Source organism: Bradyrhizobium sp. ma5 (assembly GCF_042258955.1).
Lineage (GTDB): Bacteria > Pseudomonadota > Alphaproteobacteria > Rhizobiales > Xanthobacteraceae > Bradyrhizobium.
Genome location: NZ_CP170156.1, coordinates 7,580,675 through 7,601,869, shown reverse-complemented (window position 1 = coordinate 7,601,869; position 21,195 = coordinate 7,580,675). Strand labels below are relative to the sequence as shown.

General features: G+C 61.7%; 20 protein-coding genes, 1 tRNA gene and 1 pseudogene. 13 read left to right on the top strand and 9 right to left on the bottom strand.

The window, feature by feature from the left end:
• Positions 1–17: 17 nt before the first annotated feature.
• The 4 genes from ACE103_RS35790 (at position 18) to ACE103_RS35775 (ending at position 3,903) form a co-directional block, all read left to right on the top strand.
• Positions 18–635, top strand: coding sequence for an N-acetylmuramoyl-L-alanine amidase (locus ACE103_RS35790; protein WP_375776854.1), 618 nt, complete (start codon positions 18–20; stop codon positions 633–635).
• Positions 636–859: 224 nt separating this feature from the next.
• Positions 860–1,630: a L,D-transpeptidase gene (locus ACE103_RS35785; RefSeq protein ID WP_375776853.1), complete on the top strand. Its 771-nt coding sequence runs from the start codon at positions 860–862 to the stop codon at positions 1,628–1,630.
• Between the two features lie 209 nt (positions 1,631–1,839).
• Entirely contained in the window at positions 1,840–2,220 is a 381-nt protein-coding gene (locus ACE103_RS35780) for a hypothetical protein (RefSeq protein WP_375776852.1), read from the top strand.
• 1,077 nt (positions 2,221–3,297) lie between these two features.
• Positions 3,298–3,903, top strand: coding sequence for a CarD family transcriptional regulator (locus ACE103_RS35775; protein WP_375776851.1), 606 nt, complete (start codon positions 3,298–3,300; stop codon positions 3,901–3,903).
• Positions 3,904–4,462: 559 nt separating this feature from the next.
• On the opposite strand, the gene rpoH is transcribed toward ACE103_RS35775, so the two are convergent.
• Together rpoH and ACE103_RS35765 are read right to left on the bottom strand one after the other, a co-directional pair.
• A complete protein-coding gene (gene rpoH / locus ACE103_RS35770) occupies positions 4,463–5,359 on the bottom strand; it encodes an RNA polymerase sigma factor RpoH (RefSeq protein ID WP_021077401.1) in 897 nt (298 codons plus the stop codon).
• A 217-nt stretch (positions 5,360–5,576) separates the two neighbouring features.
• The gene (locus ACE103_RS35765; protein ID WP_375781254.1) at positions 5,577–6,557 is read right to left on the bottom strand and encodes an RluA family pseudouridine synthase; all 981 of its coding nucleotides are present in this window, start codon (positions 6,555–6,557) and stop codon (positions 5,577–5,579) included.
• Positions 6,558–6,622: 65 nt separating this feature from the next.
• Between ACE103_RS35765 and ACE103_RS35760 the strand changes: the two genes are divergently transcribed.
• From ACE103_RS35760 to ACE103_RS35750, 3 genes are all read left to right on the top strand, one after another.
• A complete protein-coding gene (locus ACE103_RS35760) occupies positions 6,623–6,958 on the top strand; it encodes a hypothetical protein (protein ID WP_050402671.1) in 336 nt (111 codons plus the stop codon).
• 126 nt (positions 6,959–7,084) lie between these two features.
• Entirely contained in the window at positions 7,085–7,732 is a 648-nt protein-coding gene (locus tag ACE103_RS35755) for a ubiquinol-cytochrome c reductase iron-sulfur subunit (RefSeq protein WP_375776850.1), read from the top strand.
• Between the two features lie 60 nt (positions 7,733–7,792).
• On the top strand, positions 7,793–9,523 hold the full coding sequence (locus ACE103_RS35750; RefSeq protein WP_375776849.1) for a methanol/ethanol family PQQ-dependent dehydrogenase: 1,731 nt from the start codon (positions 7,793–7,795) through the stop codon (positions 9,521–9,523).
• Between the two features lie 127 nt (positions 9,524–9,650).
• On the opposite strand, the gene ACE103_RS35745 is transcribed toward ACE103_RS35750, so the two are convergent.
• The 3 genes from ACE103_RS35745 to ACE103_RS35735 are packed head-to-tail and all read right to left on the bottom strand — an operon-like array spanning position 9,651 to position 12,758.
• Positions 9,651–9,923, bottom strand: a complete 273-nt coding sequence (locus tag ACE103_RS35745; RefSeq protein ID WP_375776848.1) for a hypothetical protein — start codon at positions 9,921–9,923, stop codon at positions 9,651–9,653.
• Between the two features lie 53 nt (positions 9,924–9,976).
• Positions 9,977–12,304 (bottom strand): molybdopterin cofactor-binding domain-containing protein, encoded by a 2,328-nt coding sequence (locus ACE103_RS35740; RefSeq protein WP_375776847.1) that lies wholly within the window; start codon positions 12,302–12,304, stop codon positions 9,977–9,979.
• Position 12,305: 1 nt separating this feature from the next.
• A complete protein-coding gene (locus tag ACE103_RS35735; protein ID WP_074130888.1) occupies positions 12,306–12,758 on the bottom strand; it encodes a (2Fe-2S)-binding protein in 453 nt (150 codons plus the stop codon).
• Between the two features lie 523 nt (positions 12,759–13,281).
• Between ACE103_RS35735 and ACE103_RS35730 the strand changes: the two genes are divergently transcribed.
• Positions 13,282–13,356: transfer RNA gene (locus tag ACE103_RS35730), tRNA-Glu, on the top strand.
• A 14-nt stretch (positions 13,357–13,370) separates the two neighbouring features.
• Here the strand turns inward: ACE103_RS35730 and ACE103_RS35725 are convergent.
• A complete protein-coding gene (locus ACE103_RS35725; protein ID WP_375776846.1) occupies positions 13,371–13,658 on the bottom strand; it encodes a hypothetical protein in 288 nt (95 codons plus the stop codon).
• A 288-nt stretch (positions 13,659–13,946) separates the two neighbouring features.
• Between ACE103_RS35725 and ACE103_RS35720 the strand changes: the two genes are divergently transcribed.
• From ACE103_RS35720 to ACE103_RS35700, 5 genes are all read left to right on the top strand, one after another.
• Complete coding sequence (locus tag ACE103_RS35720; RefSeq protein WP_223977212.1) at positions 13,947–14,174, top strand: DUF6894 family protein; 228 nt, start codon at positions 13,947–13,949, stop codon at positions 14,172–14,174.
• Between the two features lie 7 nt (positions 14,175–14,181).
• Positions 14,182–14,898, top strand: a complete 717-nt coding sequence (locus ACE103_RS35715; RefSeq protein WP_375776845.1) for a Crp/Fnr family transcriptional regulator — start codon at positions 14,182–14,184, stop codon at positions 14,896–14,898.
• Between the two features lie 671 nt (positions 14,899–15,569).
• Entirely contained in the window at positions 15,570–15,875 is a 306-nt protein-coding gene (locus tag ACE103_RS35710) for a hypothetical protein (RefSeq protein ID WP_375776844.1), read from the top strand.
• Positions 15,876–15,964: 89 nt separating this feature from the next.
• Positions 15,965–16,345 carry a DUF6894 family protein gene (locus ACE103_RS35705; RefSeq protein WP_223977218.1) on the top strand — a complete coding sequence of 127 codons (381 nt, stop codon included), beginning with the start codon at positions 15,965–15,967 and terminating at the stop codon, positions 16,343–16,345.
• A gap of 213 nt (positions 16,346–16,558) precedes the next feature.
• The gene (locus tag ACE103_RS35700; RefSeq protein WP_375776843.1) at positions 16,559–16,753 is read left to right on the top strand and encodes a hypothetical protein; all 195 of its coding nucleotides are present in this window, start codon (positions 16,559–16,561) and stop codon (positions 16,751–16,753) included.
• Positions 16,754–18,148: 1,395 nt separating this feature from the next.
• On the opposite strand, the gene ACE103_RS35695 is transcribed toward ACE103_RS35700, so the two are convergent.
• The 3 genes and pseudogenes from ACE103_RS35695 to ACE103_RS35685 form a co-directional block, all read right to left on the bottom strand.
• A complete protein-coding gene (locus ACE103_RS35695; protein ID WP_223977598.1) occupies positions 18,149–18,433 on the bottom strand; it encodes a GlsB/YeaQ/YmgE family stress response membrane protein in 285 nt (94 codons plus the stop codon).
• A 102-nt stretch (positions 18,434–18,535) separates the two neighbouring features.
• Positions 18,536–18,859 (bottom strand): annotated as a pseudogene (locus tag ACE103_RS35690) (MFS transporter); the annotation flags it as partial.
• A gap of 13 nt (positions 18,860–18,872) precedes the next feature.
• A complete protein-coding gene (locus ACE103_RS35685) occupies positions 18,873–21,140 on the bottom strand; it encodes a tetratricopeptide repeat protein (RefSeq protein ID WP_375776842.1) in 2,268 nt (755 codons plus the stop codon).
• Positions 21,141–21,195 lie beyond the last annotated feature (55 nt).

Sequence of the window (21,195 nt, the reverse complement as noted above, 5' to 3'; positions counted from 1 at the left end):
CGATGGATATTTCCGTGATGCCTCGCCTGCTCACCGCACTCCTTGCGCTCGTCCTGTCCTCCGCCGTAGCAGCCGAAGGCCCCGATCTCGCGACCATCGCGCGATCGCAGGGCACGCCCGAGATCCCCGGTCTGAAGATGGTCTGGCTGTCGCCCTGGGGCGACGTCGCCAAATCGCATCCCTGGCGCAACATCATCGTGCACCAGACCGAAGGCCCGGCCGGCTCGGCGCGAAATGGCGCCACGGAGCAGCACAAGAACCCGACGCGTCGCGGCGTGATGGTCTGGGTCGAGACCGACGGCACGGTCTATTGGGCGGTCGCCGACAATCTGGTCCCGACCCACACCGACGGCGCCGACCGCAACGACAACAAGTATGTCGACAACAGCAAGACCTATCGCCAGGTGAACAAGGACACCTCGATCGGCGTCGAGTTTGCCGGCAACTATCCCGACGTCACCAAGGGACCTACCGACGCGCAGATCACCGCATGGCGCGTATTGGTGAAGGTGCTGCGCGCGCGTTACGGCATTCCGCTCGACCACGTCTATGCGCACAACTGGATCGACTTCAAGGATGCCCGCTATTGCGAAGGCTGCGCGCTCGCGACCATGGCGCGAGAGTGGGGCGAGTAGGGCGGGTCGTCGTCATGCTTGGACGAGGACACTCGGCCCAGCATATAGTCGTCATCGCCCGGCTTGACGCCGCCGAGTACCGGGTTCCCCGCTCTCACTGGGCCTTTCCAGAACAAGCTCCGGCGTTAACGACGCTTGGCGATTTTCGGCCTGAGCGAAATCGCTTCGAAGCTTGTTAAAATTTGCTGGGTACCTGTTCGAAGCACAGGGATCGGGGGAAAGACATGGCAAAGCGGGCCAAACGTAAGAAGACTGAAGCGCTCGCGCTGCCGGTGGCGGGAAGAGTTGCAATTGGCGCCGTGGCGGCTGTCGCATTGGGGTACGGTCTGCTGTGGCGGCCGGCGAGCGTTCAACCGGTACGGAAGCAAGCCGCGCACCAGGTCCCGGCGCCATCCAGTCCTGCGCCATCGGCTCCTGTTCACGTAGCGGCGCCGGTGCAGGCACCAGCGCCAGCTCCGGTTCCAATTCCGGTCCCAGCGCCCGCGCTCCGGATCGAAACACCAAAAGCCGCTGACGCTCCCGGAAGATTTGTTCGGCAGGTGGTTGATTACGCCAGTCACCAGACGCCGGGCACTGTCGTCATCGATACCGGAAACACATTCCTTTATCTCGTTCTGAACGACGGGCAGGCGATGCGCTACGGCATCGGCGTCGGCCGCGAAGGTTTCACATGGTCCGGCGAACAGACCGTGGCCCGCAAGACAGAATGGCCGGACTGGCGTCCGCCGGCAGAGATGATTTCGCGCCAGCCTTATCTGCCGCGGTTCATGGCAGGCGGTCCCGGCAATCCGCTCGGCGCCCGGGCGATGTATCTGGGCGATACCGAATATCGAATCCACGGCACCAACAAGCCCGACACGATCGGGAAGCGGGTGTCGTCCGGCTGTATTCGGCTGACCAATGACGACGTCATGGACCTCTATGATCGGGTGAAGGTCGGCGCGAAAGTCATCGTGCTTCCGGCACAAGCTGCCCCCATGCTGGCCGAAAAATGAAACGTTCGGCTCTTCGGGGTGGACCGCAAGTCCCCCGGTTCGGTCGCCATGAGCGGCTTTGACCCGACGCCGACGTTCGTTGCTCGGTCGCGTTCGATCAGGCTATGGGTGGTCATCGAACTTGGGGGCCCTCGATGCTTCGATGGTTTTGGATTTGCGCCGCGATACTGTGCGCTTTGGCTTCCCCTGCGTGGTCGGCAGGGTCGTCCTTGCCGTTTGCCGACGGTGGTTACATTCCGGACTTCTTGAAGATCGTTCGTCAATACAACGCGAGCAGCGACGAATTTCGCATCGAAGGGATTTGCAAATCAGCTTGCACGATGTTCCTCGGCATCCGGAATGTCTGTGTTCAGCGAGATGCTCAACTGATGTTTCACGCCGGCCACGACCTTGCGGAAAACCGCACCGGTCCCGATACGCGTGCGAGCCGTGCGCTACTTTCCCAGTATGACGAAGGATTGCGGCGCTATCTGCTCGAAGGCCATCATATGGATAGCGATGCATTCCATACGCTGGAAGGTCGCGTGCTGATCGAGCGCTTCAGCTATCGGGAGTGTCCACCGAGCGAGGGGACGCCCTCAACCCGATAGGCAGCGCGGCTGCTTCTGGCCTTTGGCCGACATGACCGGGAGCGCCTCGGGCGAGCAGCGAGGGTGGGCCGAAGCGCGCCTGTATCCGCCCACGGCTCCCCACTTTCGTCAATTTTGACCGCCATGTCAGATGTGGAATTTTTGCCGAAGCGTGGCGATCGGAGCCACGTGATCAATGTTTTCATTCCAAATGATTTGCAGGACGGGTTATGAAGAACGCAACACTGTTTGCCCTTGGTTTGTTGGCGGCGGGAGTTTGGTCACAAGACGGCGCGCGATGTCAGACCTCGCTTTCTCCTCCGCTTTCGATTGCGCCGCCGCCGTCGAATGAGGCAACGGCATCCACGGCCGCAACCAACAGCGTCTGGCCATCGCCGGCGACCGCTAAGAATTCGGCGCCCCGTGCCGCTAAAGATTTGCCGCCACGCCCGACTGCCCCACGATCTGCCACTGTCGAGCACACGCCGTTAGAGCCCGACAGCGTTTCGCAGCCACAAGTGATCGACAGGTCGCGGCCGTCGGCTAGACCTGTCACCGATTACGATGGCTTTAGCGTCGGCATCGAGGACGACACGTCAAGCCGGCCGACGCGACCCGCCAAGTCGCACCGGGCAAAGCATCCCGCGCCCGATCAGGAAGCTGATCGTGTCTCTGATCACCAATCGGTAGATCCCGGCGACGATGACAAGCTAAAGAGCAAGCTTACGATTTGCCGCGGCTGCAAGTAACAGTGACACTCCGGGCGGACGTTTTGATTGGCCCTTCATTTTTCTGGAAGTCTTGCGGCGCAAGAACTATCGCCCGCAGCAGATTTCTGAAGCTGCCACCGGGCATCGCCTTTTGACCCAAACGAACTCCGTCGATTCCTCGATAGGGAACAAGTTGCCAGGAAACCACAGCTATCGAAGGGAATGTCAGCTGATCGCATTTCTCGTGGCGGCGCTCTCGCTCGCGGCCTATTAGTGAGGGACTGCAATTAGTGATTTTGAGTCGAGCATTTTGGTTCTGACGTACTGATTGATCACAGCGGGAAATGGCGGTGGAGCCAATTCCTCGAGCTGCGGGGTAAATCACGAAATGAATTTTAGCGGTCAATCGCAATCCAATCGTTCAAATCCAGCGCATTCCATACCGGTACCCTCCGTCGATCAAACGAGTGGGAGCCGTTGCATCGAGACGCGCTTTGGATTCAAGGCAACTGATCTGATCGTCTACCCGGCTCACGGCGTCGGCCAGATTGTCGCGATCGAGGAACAAGCGGTGGCAGGAGCTCAGCTTGAGTTCTTTGTCGTCTATTTTGCGAAGAGCAAAATGACGCTGCGAGTTCCTACAAGAAAGGCGGCAAGCGTCGGGATGCGCGAGCTTTCCGATCCGGCGGCCATCCAGCAAGCGCGAAGTATCCTGAGTCAAGCGCCTCGCAGAGCGCGCGGTAATTGGTCCCGGCTTGCTCAGGAATATGAGAGCAAGATCAAGTCGGGAGATATTCTCGCCATCGCAGAAGCGATGCGCGATCTCTATCGGCCGGAGTTCAATTCCAGCCAAAGCTACAGCGAACGACAGCTCTATACGGCTGCGCTCGAGCGCCTGTCGGGAGAGGTTGCCGTTGTCGACGGCGTCACCGAAGAAGCGGCCGTCAGAGAGCTTGAAAGTCTGATGACGACTACGGCAACGCGAGGCGCTTAGAGCAGTCTCTGGAGATCGGGACGCTTCCGGCGAATCTTCAGCGAGACGCTCCGCCGGGGCTTGGGAGTGCGCTGGAGCTTAGCGGCCGGCCGGCTCATGGCTCAGCGATACTTCCGGCATTCACGCGCTCCTCATAGGAGACAAGCTTCGCGATGCTGATCGCTTCTCACTTGTCGAGCCTTGTCTCGGCCGGGTGCATCTTGCCGCACACCGGTTACGACCAGGGCACAACGCCGCCCGCTTAAAATACACGCGGGCAGCGTTGCCTCTAGCCCCAGGATGTAAAGTGCAAAATCCTGACGAATAGAAAACTGCGTTGTCCTGCAAACGTTGCTTACCCAGAAGGGGTAGCGGGGCGATCGTGAGACGCGACCAGTGCTGCCTTTGAAGCGCCAGCGCGCCGGCACCACCTGCATGTCAGCATTTGCCCCCTAGCCGACGTGGCCAGGAGCGCGCAGGATGATGATGGGTATCGCTGCGCGCCATCCATCCACCAGACAAAAACAAAAAAGCCGGCGTTGCCGCCGGCTTTCGTGTCTGTTGGCTTGCCGCCGCGCGATCAGTGCGCGGCTTCGAGTGCAGCTTCCTGCCGGGCGATCGTGCCCTTGACGGCCGACTGCACCTTCTCGAACGCGCGGACCTCGATCTGCCGCACGCGCTCGCGCGACACGCCGAACTCGGCGGCGAGGTCTTCCAGCGTCATCGGCTCATCGGCCAGACGCCGCGCCTCGAAGATGCGGCGTTCGCGCGGGTTGAGCACGCCGATCGCACCGTTCAGGGCCTGGCGGCGATGATCGAACTCCTCGCTCTCGGCCATCAAGGCTTCGGCGTTGGGCGAGTTGTCGACCAGCCAGTCCTGCCATTCGCCGGCTTCGCCGTCGTCGCGGATCGGGGCGTTGAGCGACGCGTCACCGCCGAGGCGGCGGTTCATGTCGACCACGTCCTGATCGGTCACGCCGAGGCGCTTGGCAATCAGCTTCACCTGGTCGGGGTGGAGATCACCCTCTTCCAGCGCGGAGATCTTGCTCTTCGCCTTGCGCAGGTTGAAGAACAGCTTCTTCTGGTTCGCGGTGGTGCCCATCTTGACGAGCGACCAGGAACGCAGAATGTACTCTTGTATTGACGCCTTGATCCACCACATGGCGTAGGTGGCGAGACGGAAGCCCTTCTCGGGCTCGAATCGCTTCACCGCCTGCATCAGGCCGACATTGCCTTCCGAGACGACCTCGGAGATCGGCAAGCCGTAGCCGCGATAGCCCATGGCAATCTTGGCCACGAGCCTGAGATGGCTGGTGACGAGCTTATGCGCCGCGTCGCGATCGTCATGCTCGCGCCAACGCTTGGCGAGCATGTACTCCTGCTGGGGCTCCAGCATGGGGAACTTGCGGATCTCGGCGAGGTAACGTGAAAGGCCGGATTCTCCATTGAGGACCGGCAACGTAGCTGTACGGGCCATTACTTGCGCCCTCCAGTGGTTCAGGCCCCCGATAGCGGCGGGCCCGGCAGGTGGCCGCTGGGTTAAAGCCGGCCATGCTGCGATGTTCCGCGTTGGATATTCAACGCAGGTGCAACATACACCAAACTGTCCGTGATAGGGAAGGATTGCTGACGTCACGTCCCCGTGTGGCAGGTATAACCTGTTGTCATAACGGAGCTTTTCCGGGGAGGGTGCGTCATACCGCCGCTGCCAGCGCCCGCTGCAGGAGAAGCAAATCCTCCGGCAAAGCCGACTCCCAGTGTAAAAGTTCCCCGGTGCGGGGATGTTCCAAAGCCAGCAGATAGGCGTGCAGGGCCTGGCGGTCGAGCGCGGTAAGTGCGTGCTTACCTTCCGGACCGAGCTGTCCGGCCTTGGTCTTGAAGTGCGCGCCATAAACGCTGTCGCCCATCAGGGGATGGCCGAGATGGGCGAGGTGCACCCGGATCTGATGGGTCCGCCCGGTCTCGAGCCGGCAGGCCAGGAGCGAGGCGACCGGCTTGCCGTCGCGGCCGGCAAAGCTCTCGCGCACGTCGAAATGGGTGACCGCCTCGCGGCCGCCCTGGCGGACGGCCATTTTCTCGCGGGCATGCGGGTGGCGGTCGATCGGCGCGTCGATCGTGCCATGCGGCCGGTTCGGTACACCCCACGCGAACGCCATGTAGCCGCGCTCCATCGCCCCGGTGCGGCCGTGGTCGGCGAATTGCGCGGTCAGCGACTGATGGGCCTGGTCGTTCTTGGCAATCACCATCAGTCCCGTGGTGTCCTTGTCGAGGCGGTGCACGATGCCCGGCCGCTTGACCCCGCCGATGCCCGACAGGCTGGAGCCGCAATGCGCGACCAGCGCGTTGACCAGCGTTCCCGAGGCGTGGCCGGCCGCGGGATGCACGACGAGGCCCCTGGGCTTGTTGATGACGATGATGTCGTCGTCCTCGAACACGATATCGAGCGCGATATCCTCGCCCTGAGGCTCGGCGGGCACCGCCTCCGGGACGTCGATTATGATCGTATCGCCGTTGGCGACATGATAAGCGGGGTCGCGGACGACGGCGTCCTTGACGGTCACGGAACCGGCGAGGATCAGCGCCTTCAGCCGGGACCGCGACAGCTCCGGAGTGCGCTGCGCGAGCACGCGGTCAAGCCGGGCCGAGCCCTCGTCGCCTGCGACGATGACCTCCAGCTTCCGACCGCCATTCGAAGAAACCTGATTCAAATCGACCTGTTGCAAAGATATAGAGCCTTGTGATGACCGACACCGCTGTGACCGAACCGACCCCCGACCAGGCCGCGCTGATCGCGCGGGTGCGGCGCATGATGCTGATCGCGGGCCTGACCTCGGCGTTGGCCGTGGCCGTCGTGTTGATTGCCATCGGCTACCGCCTTTATCGCAGCGAGGGAAGCCCCGTTTCCGTATCCGATGTCACTGCTGCGCTGCCGAAGGGCGCCCGTATCGTCGCAACCGGCGTCGCCGGCGAGCGGCTGGTGCTCACGCTTGATATAGGCGGTGCAACAGAGATCCGCACATTTGATGCAAAGACACTGAAACCTGTCGGCAGGCTGAGCTTCGTCAACGAGCCCTGATCGCAGCAATCGCGAAGCGGCGCAGTCGATCAACCAAAAGCTGCAGCATGTTTTTTGCGCATGCGTTCGCGCATCGAGAAGGTGTGCCGCCATCTTTTCGGCCGAGTTGCACGCTCAGCTTGCGCCATGTCGGAGTCCAACCCCAGCGCTTCCAGCGAACAGAGAGTTGAATCCGATGCATCGGGTTCGTACGCGGACCCGACGCGTCGCGCGCTGCTGACGGCACTGGCGGGCTGCGCCTGTCTCGCCGCGATCGAGCCCGCGGCCGCCGACGATGAAGATCAGCCCGGTGCCAGTGAGCGACCACAAAAGGCCGACGTGCTGGTCCGCGCCGAAGGCGACAAGGCCGGCCAGGTCATCAAGTCGGATGATCTGAAGCTCGGCGGACCGCCCATTCGCGCTTGGCCGCAGGATCCGAAGAGTTCCGTCGTCCGCAAGGGTTCGCGGCTCAACGAGGTCGTGCTCGTCAAGCTCGATCCGAGCGAACTCGACGATGCCACGCGCGCCCGCGCACCTGACGGCATCGTCTGCTACTCGGTCATCTGCACGCATGCCGGATGTCCGATCACCGCCTGGTTGAAGCAAGATCAGGGCGACAAGAACGTTCTGAAATGCCTCTGTCACAACTCCGAATACGATCCGCGGCAGAATGCGCAGGTCGTGTTCGGGCCGGCGCCACGTCGCCTCGCGGCCTTGCCGCTGACGGTTGCCGACGGCGCGATCACGGTCGCAGCGCCATTCGTCGGAAAGGTGGGTGCTCAGCAGGGAGGATGAGGCCGCATCGGGATTTCTGCACGACCTAAAAAACAAAACAGAGCAGGGAGGTAGCATCTCATGACAAGCAAGCAGTGGTTACTGTCGAGTTGTGTCGCATTCACGTGCCTTATTTCGACCTACGCCGTCGCAGGGCCGATCGAAAACTACAGTTCCGTCACCTCTGCGCGTCTCGAAAATCCCGAACCCGGCAACTGGATGCTCTATCGCCGGACCTATGACGGACAGGGTTTCAGTCCGCTCAACCAGATCAACACATCCAACGTCAAGGACCTCAAGCCGGCCTGGACCTTCTCGACCGGCGTCATCGAAGGCCATGAGGCGCCGCCGATCGTCAACAACGGCGTGATGTTCGTCGCAACCCCGATGGGGCAGGTGATCGCGCTCAACGCCAGGACCGGCGACGAGTACTGGCGCTACAAGCGGCAGCTTCCCGACGATCTGTTCCAGCTGCATCCGACCAGCCGCGGCGTCGGCCTGTGGGAGGACAAGCTCTATCTCGCCACCACCGACGATCACGTCGTCGCGCTCGACGCCAAGACCGGCAAGGTGGTCTGGGACACCAAGGTCCAGGACTACAAGAAGGGACAGTATTTGACGCTGATGCCGCTGGTGGTCGACGGCAAGGTGATCGTCGGCGGCTCCGGCGGCGAGTTCGGCGTACGCGGCTATGTCGTCGCCTACGACGCCAACAGCGGCAAGGAGCTCTGGCGCACCTTCACCATCCCCGGCGAAGGCGAGCCCGGTCACGAGACCTGGAGCGGCGACGATTGGAAGTCGGGCGGCGGATCGGCCTGGATGACCGGCACCTACGACAAGGACACCAAGACGGTCTATTGGGGCGTCGGCAACGCCGCGCCGTGGCCCGGCTCGATGCATGCCGGCGACAATCTCTACACCAGTTCGGTGATCGCGCTCGATCCCGACAGCGGCAAGATCAAGACCCACTTCCAGTATCACCAGAACGATTCCTGGGACTGGGACGAGGTCGATGCGCCGATGCTGATCGACATGCAGCGCGACGGAAAGTCGTTCAAGAGCCTGGTTCATCCGGGGCGCGATGCGATCTTCTGGGTGCTGGAGCGCAAGCCGGACAAGATCAACTATGTCGCCGGCTGGCCGTTCGTGAAGACCAATGTCTGGAAGGGCATCGAGGCCGAGACCGGCCGGCCGATCCTCGATCCCGACCACAAGCCCGTGCTCGGCAAGCGGGTCGAGTTCTGCCCGTCGCTGTGGGGCGGCAAGGACTGGCCGTCGGCGGCCTATAGCCCGAACACCAAGCTCGTCTACGTTCCCGCCAACGAAAACTTCTGCGGCGGCTTTACCGGCGAGAAGCAGCCGCTGGTTCCCGGCCAGCTTTGGCTCGGCACCAAGCCGGAGGACATCGGACTGACGCCCGCACCCAATGCCGATCATTTCGGCGAGTTGCAGGCGTGGGATCCAGCCACCGGCAAGAAGGTCTGGCAGCATGACTACAAGACGTCGCAGCTGTTCGGCGCGGTGACGGCCACTGCGGGCGATCTCGTTCTCGCCGGCGGCACCAACGACCGCGCCTTCCGCATCTTCAATGCCAAGACCGGCGAGTTGTTGTGGGAGCAGAAGACCAACTCCGGCATCATGGCGATGCCGATGTCCTATGAGGTCGATGGCACGCAATACATCGCGGTCCAGTCGGGCTGGGGCGTCGACGCGCAGCGCATCCAGGACGCGCTGGCCGGCAAGGTCGCGGGCTTCGAGAACAACGTCCCGCAAGGCGGCGTGATCTGGGTGTTCGCGCTCGACAAGAAGTAAGGCACAACCAAAGCTTCGGTTCTGTTGATTCAGAACCGAAGCTTCAGGAAGCGCTTCTCACCGATAGGGGGCGATGCGATCGGGAAGCGGCGAGGGGGGAGCCCGCCGCTTCCCGGTCCGCTTCTCGTTACTTGCCTTTGGTGTCGACCTTCTGCTTCTCGTCCTCGTTCATCTTCTTGATCGTGGGATCACGGCTGGCCTCACCGGTGGTTTGGCCGGTGGTCGCGGGCGGCGCATTGCTCGGAACTGAGGTCTGGTCCGGCAGTACCTTGGCCGGACGCGTCGCGGTCGTGCTCGGCGGCGAGGCGGTTTGCGCGAACGCCGCCTGTGTCGCAAAAAGCAAGACGCCCGCGGACAAGGTTGCCGCGAGCGTCCTGAATGTTCGAGGTAGGGTTCTCATCGGTCTCTCCATGTGACCGATGAGAACGGCCCGCTCCAGCTAACGTTCCTGTCTCAGGTCTCCAGCTGCTTGCCGATCGGAAGGGCGCGGATGCGTTTTCCGGTGGCGGCAAAGATCGCGTTGCTCAGCGCCGGCGCGAACGGCGGCACGCCGGGTTCGCCGACGCCGCTCGGCGGGGTGTCTGCTCCGGGCGGCACGATGTAGACGTTGGTGATCCCAGGCGACTCGTCGATCCGGATCACCGGGAAATCGTCGAAATTGCTCTGCTGCACCTTGCCGTCCTTGAAGCTGATCTCGCCATATTTGGCGAGGCTCAGCCCCATGATCGCGGCGCCTTCGATCTGCGAGGCGATCCGTTCCGGATTGACGTATGTGCCGCAATCGATCGCGGTGTCGACCCGTGGCACCGTGAGCTTGCCCTTGTCGTCGACAGCCACCTCGACGATGGTCGCGATGTAGCTGACGAAGGAGCGATGCACCGCGATGCCGAGGCCATGGCCTTTCGGCACGGTCCGGCCCCACTCGCCCTTTTCGGCGACCAGCTCGACCACCTTGCGCAGCCGCGCGGTGTCGATCGGGTAGCTGTCATAGGGCTCGCCGTAGTTCCAGGGATCCTTCACCGAGGACAGGTTGACGATCCGGGGCGATCCGATCAGCTCCAGCAGCATCTCCTTCTGGTCGCGGCCCGTCGCATGCGCGATTTCTCCGACCATGGATTGCACCGCGAAGGCGCGCGGGATGTTGGACACCGAGCGGAACCAGCCGATCCGCGTGAACGCGGCCGCTTCCGGATTTTCGCACTGCAGATTGGCGATCTCGAACGGGTTGTCGATCAGGCCCATGCCGAGTTCGAACGGCGCTTCGTGGTTGGCGCCGGCCGCGAAAGTCGAGGCGATGGTCGGCGCCACACTGCGGTGCCGCCACGCAATCACCTTGCCGCTCTTGTCGAGACCGGCCTCGATCCGTTCCACGGAGACGGTGTGCAGGAAGTCGTGATGGACGTCGTCCTCACGGGTCCACTGCACCTTGACCGGCGCGCCGAGTTCCTTCGACAGCAATGCCGCCTCGAGCGCGAAATCGCATTTCGACTTGCGGCCGAAACCGCCGCCGAGCAGCGTCACGTTGACGGTGACATTGTCCTCGGGGATGCCGAGCGTCTTGGCGACGTCCTCGCGGGTGCCGCCGGGGCTCTGCACCGGCGCCCAGATCTGGGCCTTGTCGCCCTTGACGTCGGCAACCGCGACCGGCGGCTCCATGCTGACATGGGCGAGATGCGGCAGATAATATTCGCCTGTTATCACCTTGTCGGCGCTCTTCAAGGCCGCATCGACGTCGCCTTCCTTGCGCACAATGAGCCCGGGTTTTCGCGCGGCTTCTTCCAGGGACGCACGATACGTGACGGAGTCGTACTTGGCGTTGGCGCCGTCATCCCAGACGATCTTCAGCGCGTCGCGGCCCTTGATCGCGGCACCGGTGTTGCGCGCGATCACGGCCACGCCGCCGAGCGGCTGGAATTTTGACGGCCAGGGCCAGCCCTTGACCTCCATCACCTTCTCGACTCCGGGCACCTTCATCGCCGCGCTGTCATCGAACGACTTCACCTTGCCGCCGGTGACCGGCGGACGGGCGATGACAGCGTATTTCAGGCCGGGCAGCCGGGTGTCGGCGCCGTAATGCGCCTTGCCGGTGGTGATGTCGTGCAGGTCGACGATCGAGACCTGGCCCTTGCCGAGATAGCGGAAGTCCTTCGGGTCCTTCAGCTTGAGGCCTTCGATACTTGGCACCGACTCCTTGGCCGCGTCGGCCGCGAGATCGCCGAAGCCGATCTTGCGTCCGCTCGCGCTGTGAACCACCTCGTGGTTCTGCGCTTTCACCTCGGTCACCGGCACGCCCCATTTCTTGGCGGCGGCGGCTTCCAGCATCGAACGCGCGGAGGCGCCGATCTGGCGCATCGGTATCAGATAGTGCCGCGTGCTGCGCGACCCATCGGTGTCCTGGTTGCCGAACTTGACCTCGTCGCCATGCGCCTGCTGGACATGGACGCGCGACCAGTCGGCCTCCATTTCCTCGGCGACGATCAAGGGCAGGCTGGTGCGGACGCCGGTGCCCATCTCGGCGCGATGCGCCAGGATGGTGACGACGCCGTCGGGGGCGATCGCGACGAACACGCGCGGATCGACCACGACGCCGTGCGGCATCTTGCCGGCGCCGGTCTCATAGGCGAACGCCTGGCGCGTCATCACGGGTGCGGCGAGCACGAAAGAGCCGGCGATGCCGAGACCCTTGAGGATGCTGCGGCGCGACAGGTTCTCGACCTTCACGTGCTTCTCGAAGCCGCGAAGCTTGCGAGAATTAGTGGGGATATTGGTGCGAATGTTCATGTCACACCCCCGTCGATGCGAGATGGACGGCATTCTCGATCCGCTGGTAGCAGCCGCAGCGGCAGATATTGCCCGACATGGCTTCGCGGATCTGGTCGTGATTGGGTTTCGGGTTCTGGTCCAGCAGCGCCGCGGCCTGCATGATCTGACCGGCCTGGCAGTAGCCGCACTGCGGAACGTTGACCTGGCGCCACGCCTTCTGCACCGGATGGTCGCCGGTCGGGTGCAGCCCCTCGATGGTGGTGACCTCGCGGCCGGCCGCGTCGGAGACCGAGGTGATGCAGGCGCGCACCGCCTCCTTGTCGATGATCACGGTGCAGGCGCCACACAGGGCCTGGCCGCAGCCGAACTTGGTGCCGGTGAGGCCGGCTTCGTCACGCAGATACCACAGCAGCGAAAGATCCGGGTCGCCGTCCCAATTCTGTTCCTGGCCGTTGATTTTTAGCTTGATCATGGTCTGTCCTCGCTCTGCCTAAGCTGTTGACCGGTGCGGACAGGGCGGAACATCTTCCATTGCCTGCGACCGCGCTGATGTTTGTTTTTGCCAAGATATTCGTGAGCCAAATTGCCGTGCGCCAATGCCTTAACGTCAAAGCGTCTGCGCTTTGTTCCAAGCACTCCTCTCGCGTATCGAGCGCCTTGCCCGGCGCAGCATGGTGAAGAGCTGCGATGTTAGCAGAGGCAGGCCGCCGGGTGACTTCACAGCCAGGTGTTTTGCATTTCCGTTTGGCGAAAGCAGGGCCGTGCACGATGCAGACATGACATCCGCAGGTGGCCATCATGCGCGCGGCGCGGCCGCACTGGTCCGTGCGGGTGCGGCGTGCTGAGGCCCCGCAAGGCGCAGGGGGCGTTTCGGGGCTGATTCCGTGCCGAAATCGCAGGCACGGCATGGTAAGCATGGATGACAAAATCCCCGCCGCAATGCACAAGCCATCTTGCGGCAGGCCGATTTCGAGGCTATTGCCTTCCCTCTCAACGCTCCCTTCGTCTAGCGGTTAGGACGCGGCCCTCTCAAGGCTGAAACAGGGGTTCGATTCCCCTAGGGAGCGCCAACAAAATCAATCTCTTAATGGCCCGGCACCCGCTTACGTCGAATATGCGTTGAATATACATCAGCGACAGATGACGCACGCTGGCGACCGGTGAACGCGCGAAAATCCGGCCTTAAGACGTTCAATCCTGCCACCTTGGCGTAGCGTGTTTTCGCGTAGCGGTTGAAGATGACCGCTGAAATTCCGCCACCGGGCTGGATCGCTGGACGCATTTCCAGGATATCCCGTCCGATCGATGACTGCGTGGAGTGGCTTCTTCGGAAAGCGTCGATTCGTGCTCCCGCGACCTGCGTGCCGTCCATTCCGCATGGCGCCCGTCCCTGCGCCTTGGCGCGCTATGCGGCGCTGCGCGTTGCATCTCACGCAATGGCTCAGCAATCGTGTGAAGACGAATCAAGGCCGGCGGGGGTGCCCGCCACGGTCGAGCTATGGCAAACAAGGCAAGTCTCAAATCCGCTGTAGCTAGGTCACGTGCAGACGACTCGCTTCTTCAGGCCATCCTGAAGTTGCGCTCGATGGGCAATCGACATTCCTCGACGCGGGGCGGCAAGTGACCCAGGAACGGAAGCGGAATTAGCACGTTGCGGATTATGACACGATATTTCTTCGATTATCGCCCCTCGGACAGCGAAGCCGCGATCGACGAAACGGGGCACGAACTCGAAAGTCTCGACGCTGCACGAGCGATGGCTTTTGCTGCTCTCGGCGATGCAGCCTTCGACGAGGGAAGGGACGGACATGAGTTCCGTCTGACGATCGACATAAGAGACGGCTCGGAGGTCGTCGGCACCGCTACTGCGACTATCTCAACCACGTGATCCCGCAATGCATCAACGACTGATCGCGCGCTTGCAGGCAGTTTCTGGCCTTGCTCAGGAAGAGCTTGCTGTATTGAACGCACTTCCTCACACCGTCAGAAAGCTTGATGATCGAGAAAGCATTCTGAAGGAAGGTGACGGGGCGTTTACCTGTGTCGTGCTCATTAGCGGCTTTCTATATCGCCGCAAAATCGTCGGTGATCGAAGCCAAATACTTTCGCTGCACGTTCCGGGCGACATTCCCGATTTGATGACTTTGTACTTGCCGACGATGGATCACGATCTGATCAGCGTCGGGCAAAGCATCGTAGGGACAGTGCCGCACGCGGCGCTGCGGGCGATGTTCGACAAGCAGCCCTCGTTGGTCCATACGTTCTGGCGCGAGACACTTATTGACGCGGCAATCTTCCGGCATTGGGTCGGCAACCTCGGCGCCTTGGATGCCCTTCATCGCGTTGCACAACTGTTCTGCGAACTTGCCGTACGTCTTGAGTTTGTAGGCCTGCTCAACAGGGGCAGCTTTGCTTTCCCGCTGACGCAGGCAGATATTGGATCAGCTTGTGGCCTTTCGACAGTTCATACCAACAGAACGTTGCAGGCCCTTCGGAGGCGAGGGCTGTTAGAATGGCGTGGAGAGATGGTGACGCTTCCGAACCGCGGAGAACTGGAAGCGCTTGCTGATTTCAACGCTGACTATCTGCAACGAAGTTCGAAATCGGCGTAGTTGGTCTATGCAGGCGCCGCGAGAGGGTCAACGTCCACCCCAGCTTCTCGGAAAGGACTTCCACTGTACGTAATCGTAGCTACTGGTCCACCGAAGAACGATGCCGTTGCATAGCTCGCATCTGAAGTAGTTAGTCGCAGGCCGCGATATTTGGCTGGCTTCGTGGACTGCGTTGCAGTCCGCACAAGCGAACACGACCCTGACAGGCCGTTCTGCGCCGGGCATCCTGGTTTTCTTGCAGCTGGTGTCTGTCATCGGGGCGCCAGATTGGGCGGGGCCACAGTCTCTCCCGGAGAACGGCGGCCCCTGACCGCGCGATACGCATGACCGACGCCAATCCGCGGGCTGGCACGATGATTGGTCGTAGACCGAGGGGCAGCAACGCAATTCAGTTCTTAACCTTGCTCATTGCGGTTAACGGGCGGGCCGGACCGGCTGTCGCACAAGCGGTCATCGTTAGCTTTCGTTGCGAGGCTTTTCGCACACGTGACTGGCGATTAATCAATTTCTTCCATACTCCGTGGCCAGCCAGACCGGAGACGTGGAAGTGTCCTTCCAACTGACCGTCTTGAAAGTGCTGGCCGGCCAATCTGCCGGGCGAGCCTCCGTCGCCGACCTGCGGCACGCCGTTGCAATCTTGATGAATAGCGGCAAGGGACTGGACCGATCGCATGAAGCGATTGGCCGAACACGCGCCGCACCTGAATATTTTCTCGGCCAAGTTCGTGCTGCGCGATGATGCGGGCCGGGAAATCACGGAAGAGGGAAGGCAGTTCCTTGTCGCGCTCGAAGCGGCGGCTTTTCGAAAGGCGCTGCCGCTTCGACCAATCGATCCGTCACTCAGCGAACCCACTACGCAAGCGGCGACAGATGCGCCGAGATCATCTGATCTTCCCGGAAGACGTCGTCGTGATCGGCCGCGTCGTCGCAGCGGAAAGACCGATCCGCTCGCCGCAGGGCGTAGAGCAATGCTCTGACTTGATGGCACGGGTGGCGCCACTGTCCATCCTTAGGCAGCGCGGCGGCCCGGCTGGGTAATTTCTTCGAGCAACTGATCTGGTACTCGATGCTCCTCTTCGATCCTCCGGCTGAATGGATCCCGCTCGTGCTCCAAACGCCGACAAATTCGTTCCCGGTCGAGCGCATCGTTGGGAACGAGGCAGATACGCTGACGTTGGCCTTCGTAATAGGCGTGGCCAGAGGATACCAAATGCCGCTGTATTTCTTTCATGTCTATCATGACGGCCCCAACCGCGACGAGGTTGGGGAGGAGCTTTCGGATCGCCACGCCGCCTGGAAGGAAGCCACGACGATGGCGGGGGAGACCCTGAAGGATCTCGATGGCCAGCTGAAGCCGGGACACGACTGGAGCCTGGAAGTAACCGACGCGTCGGAAAAGGTGCTCTTCAGGCTTGTGGTTTCTGCTGAAGACGGCGTTGACGCGTAGACGCCTGCTTCGGGCCTTTGGTGCTCTGATTGACTTTTTGGAATGGGCGGCATTCTGCCTATATTGATACGTCGTTTGGGTCCAATCGCTCCAGCATAGGCGTTGCTCCTGTTGGAGCGAGAGAAGCATACTCTGTGCGATGCCCTAACCGGAGGAACCCTGGCGCCATGGGGGACTTGGTGGCAGCTGGGAGCTAACGACAAGGACACCACCATGGCACGAGACGAGCATAACAAGGCTGCAGAACACCACGAGAATGCAGCGAAGGCGCACCGGTCCGCCGCTGACCATCACGGCAAGGGCGATCACGCCAAGGGCAAAGAGCACGCCTCCGCTGCCAAGCAGCATTCGCAGGCCGCCCATCAGCACAGTGATGAGGCGCACTCCAAGAGTCAGCAGCAGAAGTAACGAGTAAAAATAGGCCCGGCGGAAGCCGGGCCTATTTTTGTCGCTCCTTCAACGGAGCTGCTATGGCTTATCTCCAGAGAGACTTTAGTCTCGCATTATTTTCTCAGCTGCCTTGGTTCTCACGTGGGTGAATAAGGTTCCACAGTATAACGTGCGATATAGAACGCATCCTTGGCTGTCTGGCAATTTATGTCCCATCACCGCCCGGCTCGTGGCTTATATCGGTGATGAGAACGCCCGCTTTGCGCTCCCGCCCAACAGAAACAGGGAACCGCGCAATGGCTACGAAACGAAACCGATTTAAGCAGACCCAATCGCTTGAGATCCGCCTAGCCGATGAGGCACAGCGCCTCCGCCTACAAGCTGACGTCCTCGCACCTGGGCGTGACCGGGAAGCCCTTTTGAAGAAGGCCAGACAGGCTGAAACCGGATCGCATCTGAGCGAATGGCTGCGATCCTCCGAGCTTCAACCGCCGAAGTGATCAGAATCGCCGGGGCTTGGAACAGTCGGGTCGCTGGATCATTGAAGGGTCATCATCGAACGGATGACTGAGAGCGCTTCATGCTCCTGCCTGATCTGAGCGGGTGAGCTGTGTGTGAGAAATGCGCCATTGTCGGCGCCGGGATACGTCACTTGCAACAGATGAAGATAGCCGCGACACGCGTTCAAGACGCGCGTGTTGTCCAAACTCAGCTAGTGCGATCCTCCGCATTTAACCTGGGGGCCTTTGAAACTAACTCCACGGGAGGAGTTATCCCTTATGCCGATGCTTAAATCACCATCTGCTGGCCCAATGAGCATGCAGCCTATCGAGCATAGCTCGACAGCGCCAACTCACCAGCTGGCGATGACGCCAACGGCCAGCGAACAACAGAAGACGCCACCACTGAAGAAACAAAAAACAAGGGCAGACGCCGTCCGCGCTGCGATCGCCAGGATCACGCGGCGTAATTCCCTGCGGACACAGCGTGCAGCGCAGAAGCGCTAGTCGCGGCCAGCAAATTCCGCGTTCAATTGCTGGAATCGATCCTCCGATCCAGGTCGCGAAGGTACGACATGCCGTGCACTGTCAATCGGTGCTGGTCCCTCTCGCCAGCGATGTACAGTTTCATCAGATATCGGGAAAGCTGTTCACGGGATCCCTTCGTCTCGCAACGGTCGGCGAGCACGCCGTATATCCTTAGCGCGCGATCAACAGGAAGAATGTTCATTGGGTCAACTCTTGCGATCATTTCTGAAAAGGCAAGGTTGGCTGCTTCGTATTGTTCCCAAAGAATAGCCCGTCTCACGATATGATTTTGAGCGGGGGGGTCACTGTCGCTCTCCCAGCCACCAAGTCCACGGAGGGGGCATGGCAGCTCAGGATCGCGCGAGTCGGTCGCCAGCAAGCATTGTCAAATCCAGCGGCGCCTGCCGCCAAAACCGCCCCCGACCAATCGCAGGATCAGCAGAAGCACAACGGCTCCGATGAAGGCGTTGACGATCAGTGCAACGATGCCGACGCCAAGGTGGATACCGAGTTGCGGCATGAGCCAGTCACCGATGAACGCACCGACCAGACCGACGAGCAGGTCACCGATCAGGCCAAAGCCGCCGCCCGCCATGAGCCTGCCTGCTAACCAGCCAGCCACGACGCCGACCACGAGGATGACGAGCAGACCTTGATTGGAGAGATGCATGACGTTGCCTTCCCGTAACTTGATGGTAAGCAATGCTGACTGCGGCCAATAGTTCCGCCACGATTGATGGTTTCAGTTGCGCTTGGTCCTTCCAGCACATCCTCACGCCGCGGCGAGCACGGCTCGCGCCGGCCGCCGGGTGATCATCAGTGACAGGACGGCCGCGACGATGCCCGTGACGCCGGCGATCATGAAGGCCTGCAGATAATCGCCCTGCGCCGAGCGCATGAAGTCGGCGAAGAACGTGGCGCAGGCGGCGCCGAACTGATGGCCTGCCACCACCCAGCCGAACACCAGCGGTGCGTTCTTGTGGCCGAACGCCTCGTCGGCGATGCGCACGGTCGGCGGCACGGTCGCGATCCAGTCGAGCCCATAGAACACTGCGAACACCGACAGGCTGACCAGCGAGAAGTCCGAGTAGGGCAGGACGCAGCAACGATCACGCCGGGACGACGATATGGTCCGGCGCCATGCCCGCCCCGTGACGTTCATGCATCGCGGTGTAGGCGGCCTCGATATGCCGGGTGAACCGCCTGGTGTCGAACAACGGTGCCGTTAGCCGATTGGCCGCCAGCCTGGTCTTGAGCGCAGCGAGCCTCGAAGGATCGGTCGCGAGATCGACCGCCATGCGCTCGTAGTCCTCCGGCGATTCCGCAATGAGCTCGGGCAGGCCGATCGCATGGAGCAAGCTCGCCGCGACACGGCTGGCAAACGTGTCGCCGAGAATGGTCAGCACCGGCAGGCCGGCCCATAGCGCATCGCTGGCAGTCGTGTGGGCGTTGTAGGGAGTGCTGTCGAGGAACAGGCCGGCGAGGCGATGGCGTGCGAGATGGTCGGGTATCGACAGGCGCGGTGCGAACACAAGGCGCTCCGCAGCGACGCCACGCGTGACAGCCTCTCTTCGCAGATTTGCGGCAGCGCGGGCGTTGCCTTCGAGCAGCCACAACATGCTGCCCTCGACGCGGCCGAGAATCCTCATCCACCGATCGAACATCTCAGGCGTGATCTTGTGGTTATTGTTGAAGCAACAGAACACGAAGCCCGTCGGTGCCAACCCGACCTCGCCGCGCGTAAACACGCGATCGGCAATGCCCCGGTTGTCGTCGTTGGCCTGATAGCTGTTGGGCAGGGCGACCACCTTTTCGCTGTAGAATTCGCGATGATGATCCGGGATCACGGTACGGTCGGCGATGACGTAGTCGATGAACGGAGCACCGAGCGTTCCCGGATAACCCAGATAATTGACTTGGATGGGGGCAGGCCGGCGGCCAAGCACTCTGGTGCGGGATCCCGCGGTAAAGCCCTTCAAATCAACCAGGATGTCGATTTCCAATCGTCTGATCAGGTCGGCGACCTCATCGTCGTTCATGTCCCGGACCTCGACAAATCGATCGAACGACACCTCCAGCCGACGGCGCATCTCCGTAGGGTCGTTGGGCGACCATGAGATTGCCACCGTCTCGAATTTCGACCGGTCGTGGCACTCGAACATTCCTGCCATCAAAACCGCTGTCGCGTGGTTGCAAAAATCCGACGAGAAATAGCCGATCCGAATTCGATCGTGATGGTAGCGCTCGCCCCGCCAGCGCTGTCTGTCAGACGGAGGATGATTCTTGGCGGTCCATCGCGTGGCGCAGAGCAGTTGGTCGGTGACCGATGAAGGAACGCTACAAAACAGGAATGGCGGCGTCGTCGCGTCCCGCTTCCTGATCGACTCGATCAATTGGCTGCACTCGGCATCGAAGTCGACCCAGTCGCACATGTGGGACTTGGCGTGCAGACGATAGCCTTCGATGTCGGCCTGGTCCGGTTTGAGCGCGATGGCCCTGTCATAGGCAGCGAGTGCCTCGTCATAGCGCGCCAGAGTAGATAGAACCTTGCCGCGGTTGGCGTAGGCAGCCGCATCGTCGCCCTTGTGCTGGATCGCCTTGTCGATGCTGGCGAGCGCCGCCTCATGATGCATGAGCTTCAACAGCGCCGTGCCGCGGTTGTTGTAGGCCTCGGCATAGTCGGGCCGCAGCGCGATCGCCTTGTCGAAACCTGCAATTGCCTCTTCGAGACGATCCAGTTTGATCAGCACGTTGCCGCGGTTGTAACACGCGCCGGCCAGTCCCGGCGCCCGGTCGTAGCTCGCGAGCGCATCATCGAACCTTTCGAGGTCATTGAGCACGTTGCCACGATCGTTGTGTGCACCGCCATCGTTGGGCTTCAGCGCGATCGCCCGGTCCAGGCTCGCCAGGGCCTCCTCGAGCCGCTCCAGCTTTCTCAGCGCGGCGCCCCTGTTTCGATGGGCATCTGCATGCTCGGGCACGAGCGCGATCACGCGATCGTAGCTTGCGAGCGCCTCCTCGTGGCGTCCAAGCTCGGCGAGCGTAAGTCCGCGATTGTAGAGTGCAGGCGCAAGGTTTGGCTTGAGCGCGGTCGCCCTGTCGAAGCTCGCGAGCGCGTCGTCGAAGCGACGCAAATCGCGTAGCGTGTTGCCGAGGTTGTTGTGCGCGTCCGCGACGTTGCCGTTGAGCCTGATTGCTCGCCGGATCAGGTCAACGCCGCGCTCGCTGCGGCCGGTCTGGGCGGAAACCAGGCCCAACAGATGCAGCGCATCGAAGTTGTCTGGTTGCTGTCGGAGCATGTCTTCGTAGATCTTCTCTGCTGCCGTCAGCTGCCCCCGCTGATGCAGCGCGACAGCCTGCGCGAAGGCGAGCTGCAAGGCGTTCGAATTGGATTTTTGAGGTTCGCCTGTATCGGGCATCCGACTTCTTCAA

Bases quoted from the DNA above. Each gene is read 5' to 3' on its own strand.
- ACE103_RS35720 (WP_223977212.1), top strand. From the start codon at position 13,947: ATGACACGATATTTCTTCGATTATCGCCCCTCGGACAGCGAAGCCGCG.
- ACE103_RS35725 (WP_375776846.1), bottom strand. From the start codon at position 13,658: ATGGACGGCACGCAGGTCGCGGGAGCACGAATCGACGCTTTCCGAAGA.
- rpoH (WP_021077401.1), bottom strand. From the start codon at position 5,359: ATGGCCCGTACAGCTACGTTGCCGGTCCTCAATGGAGAATCCGGCCTT.
- ACE103_RS35715 (WP_375776845.1), top strand. From the start codon at position 14,182: ATGCATCAACGACTGATCGCGCGCTTGCAGGCAGTTTCTGGCCTTGCT.
- ACE103_RS35785 (WP_375776853.1), top strand. From the start codon at position 860: ATGGCAAAGCGGGCCAAACGTAAGAAGACTGAAGCGCTCGCGCTGCCG.
- ACE103_RS35755 (WP_375776850.1), top strand. From the start codon at position 7,085: ATGTCGGAGTCCAACCCCAGCGCTTCCAGCGAACAGAGAGTTGAATCC.
- ACE103_RS35710 (WP_375776844.1), top strand. From the start codon at position 15,570: ATGAAGCGATTGGCCGAACACGCGCCGCACCTGAATATTTTCTCGGCC.
- ACE103_RS35775 (WP_375776851.1), top strand. From the start codon at position 3,298: ATGAATTTTAGCGGTCAATCGCAATCCAATCGTTCAAATCCAGCGCAT.
- ACE103_RS35760 (WP_050402671.1), top strand. From the start codon at position 6,623: ATGACCGACACCGCTGTGACCGAACCGACCCCCGACCAGGCCGCGCTG.
- ACE103_RS35735 (WP_074130888.1), bottom strand. From the start codon at position 12,758: ATGATCAAGCTAAAAATCAACGGCCAGGAACAGAATTGGGACGGCGAC.
- ACE103_RS35700 (WP_375776843.1), top strand. From the start codon at position 16,559: ATGGCACGAGACGAGCATAACAAGGCTGCAGAACACCACGAGAATGCA.
- ACE103_RS35745 (WP_375776848.1), bottom strand. From the start codon at position 9,923: ATGAGAACCCTACCTCGAACATTCAGGACGCTCGCGGCAACCTTGTCC.
- ACE103_RS35790 (WP_375776854.1), top strand. From the start codon at position 18: ATGCCTCGCCTGCTCACCGCACTCCTTGCGCTCGTCCTGTCCTCCGCC.
- ACE103_RS35695 (WP_223977598.1), bottom strand. From the start codon at position 18,433: ATGCATCTCTCCAATCAAGGTCTGCTCGTCATCCTCGTGGTCGGCGTC.
- ACE103_RS35740 (WP_375776847.1), bottom strand. From the start codon at position 12,304: ATGAACATTCGCACCAATATCCCCACTAATTCTCGCAAGCTTCGCGGC.
- ACE103_RS35705 (WP_223977218.1), top strand. From the start codon at position 15,965: ATGCTCCTCTTCGATCCTCCGGCTGAATGGATCCCGCTCGTGCTCCAA.
- ACE103_RS35750 (WP_375776849.1), top strand. From the start codon at position 7,793: ATGACAAGCAAGCAGTGGTTACTGTCGAGTTGTGTCGCATTCACGTGC.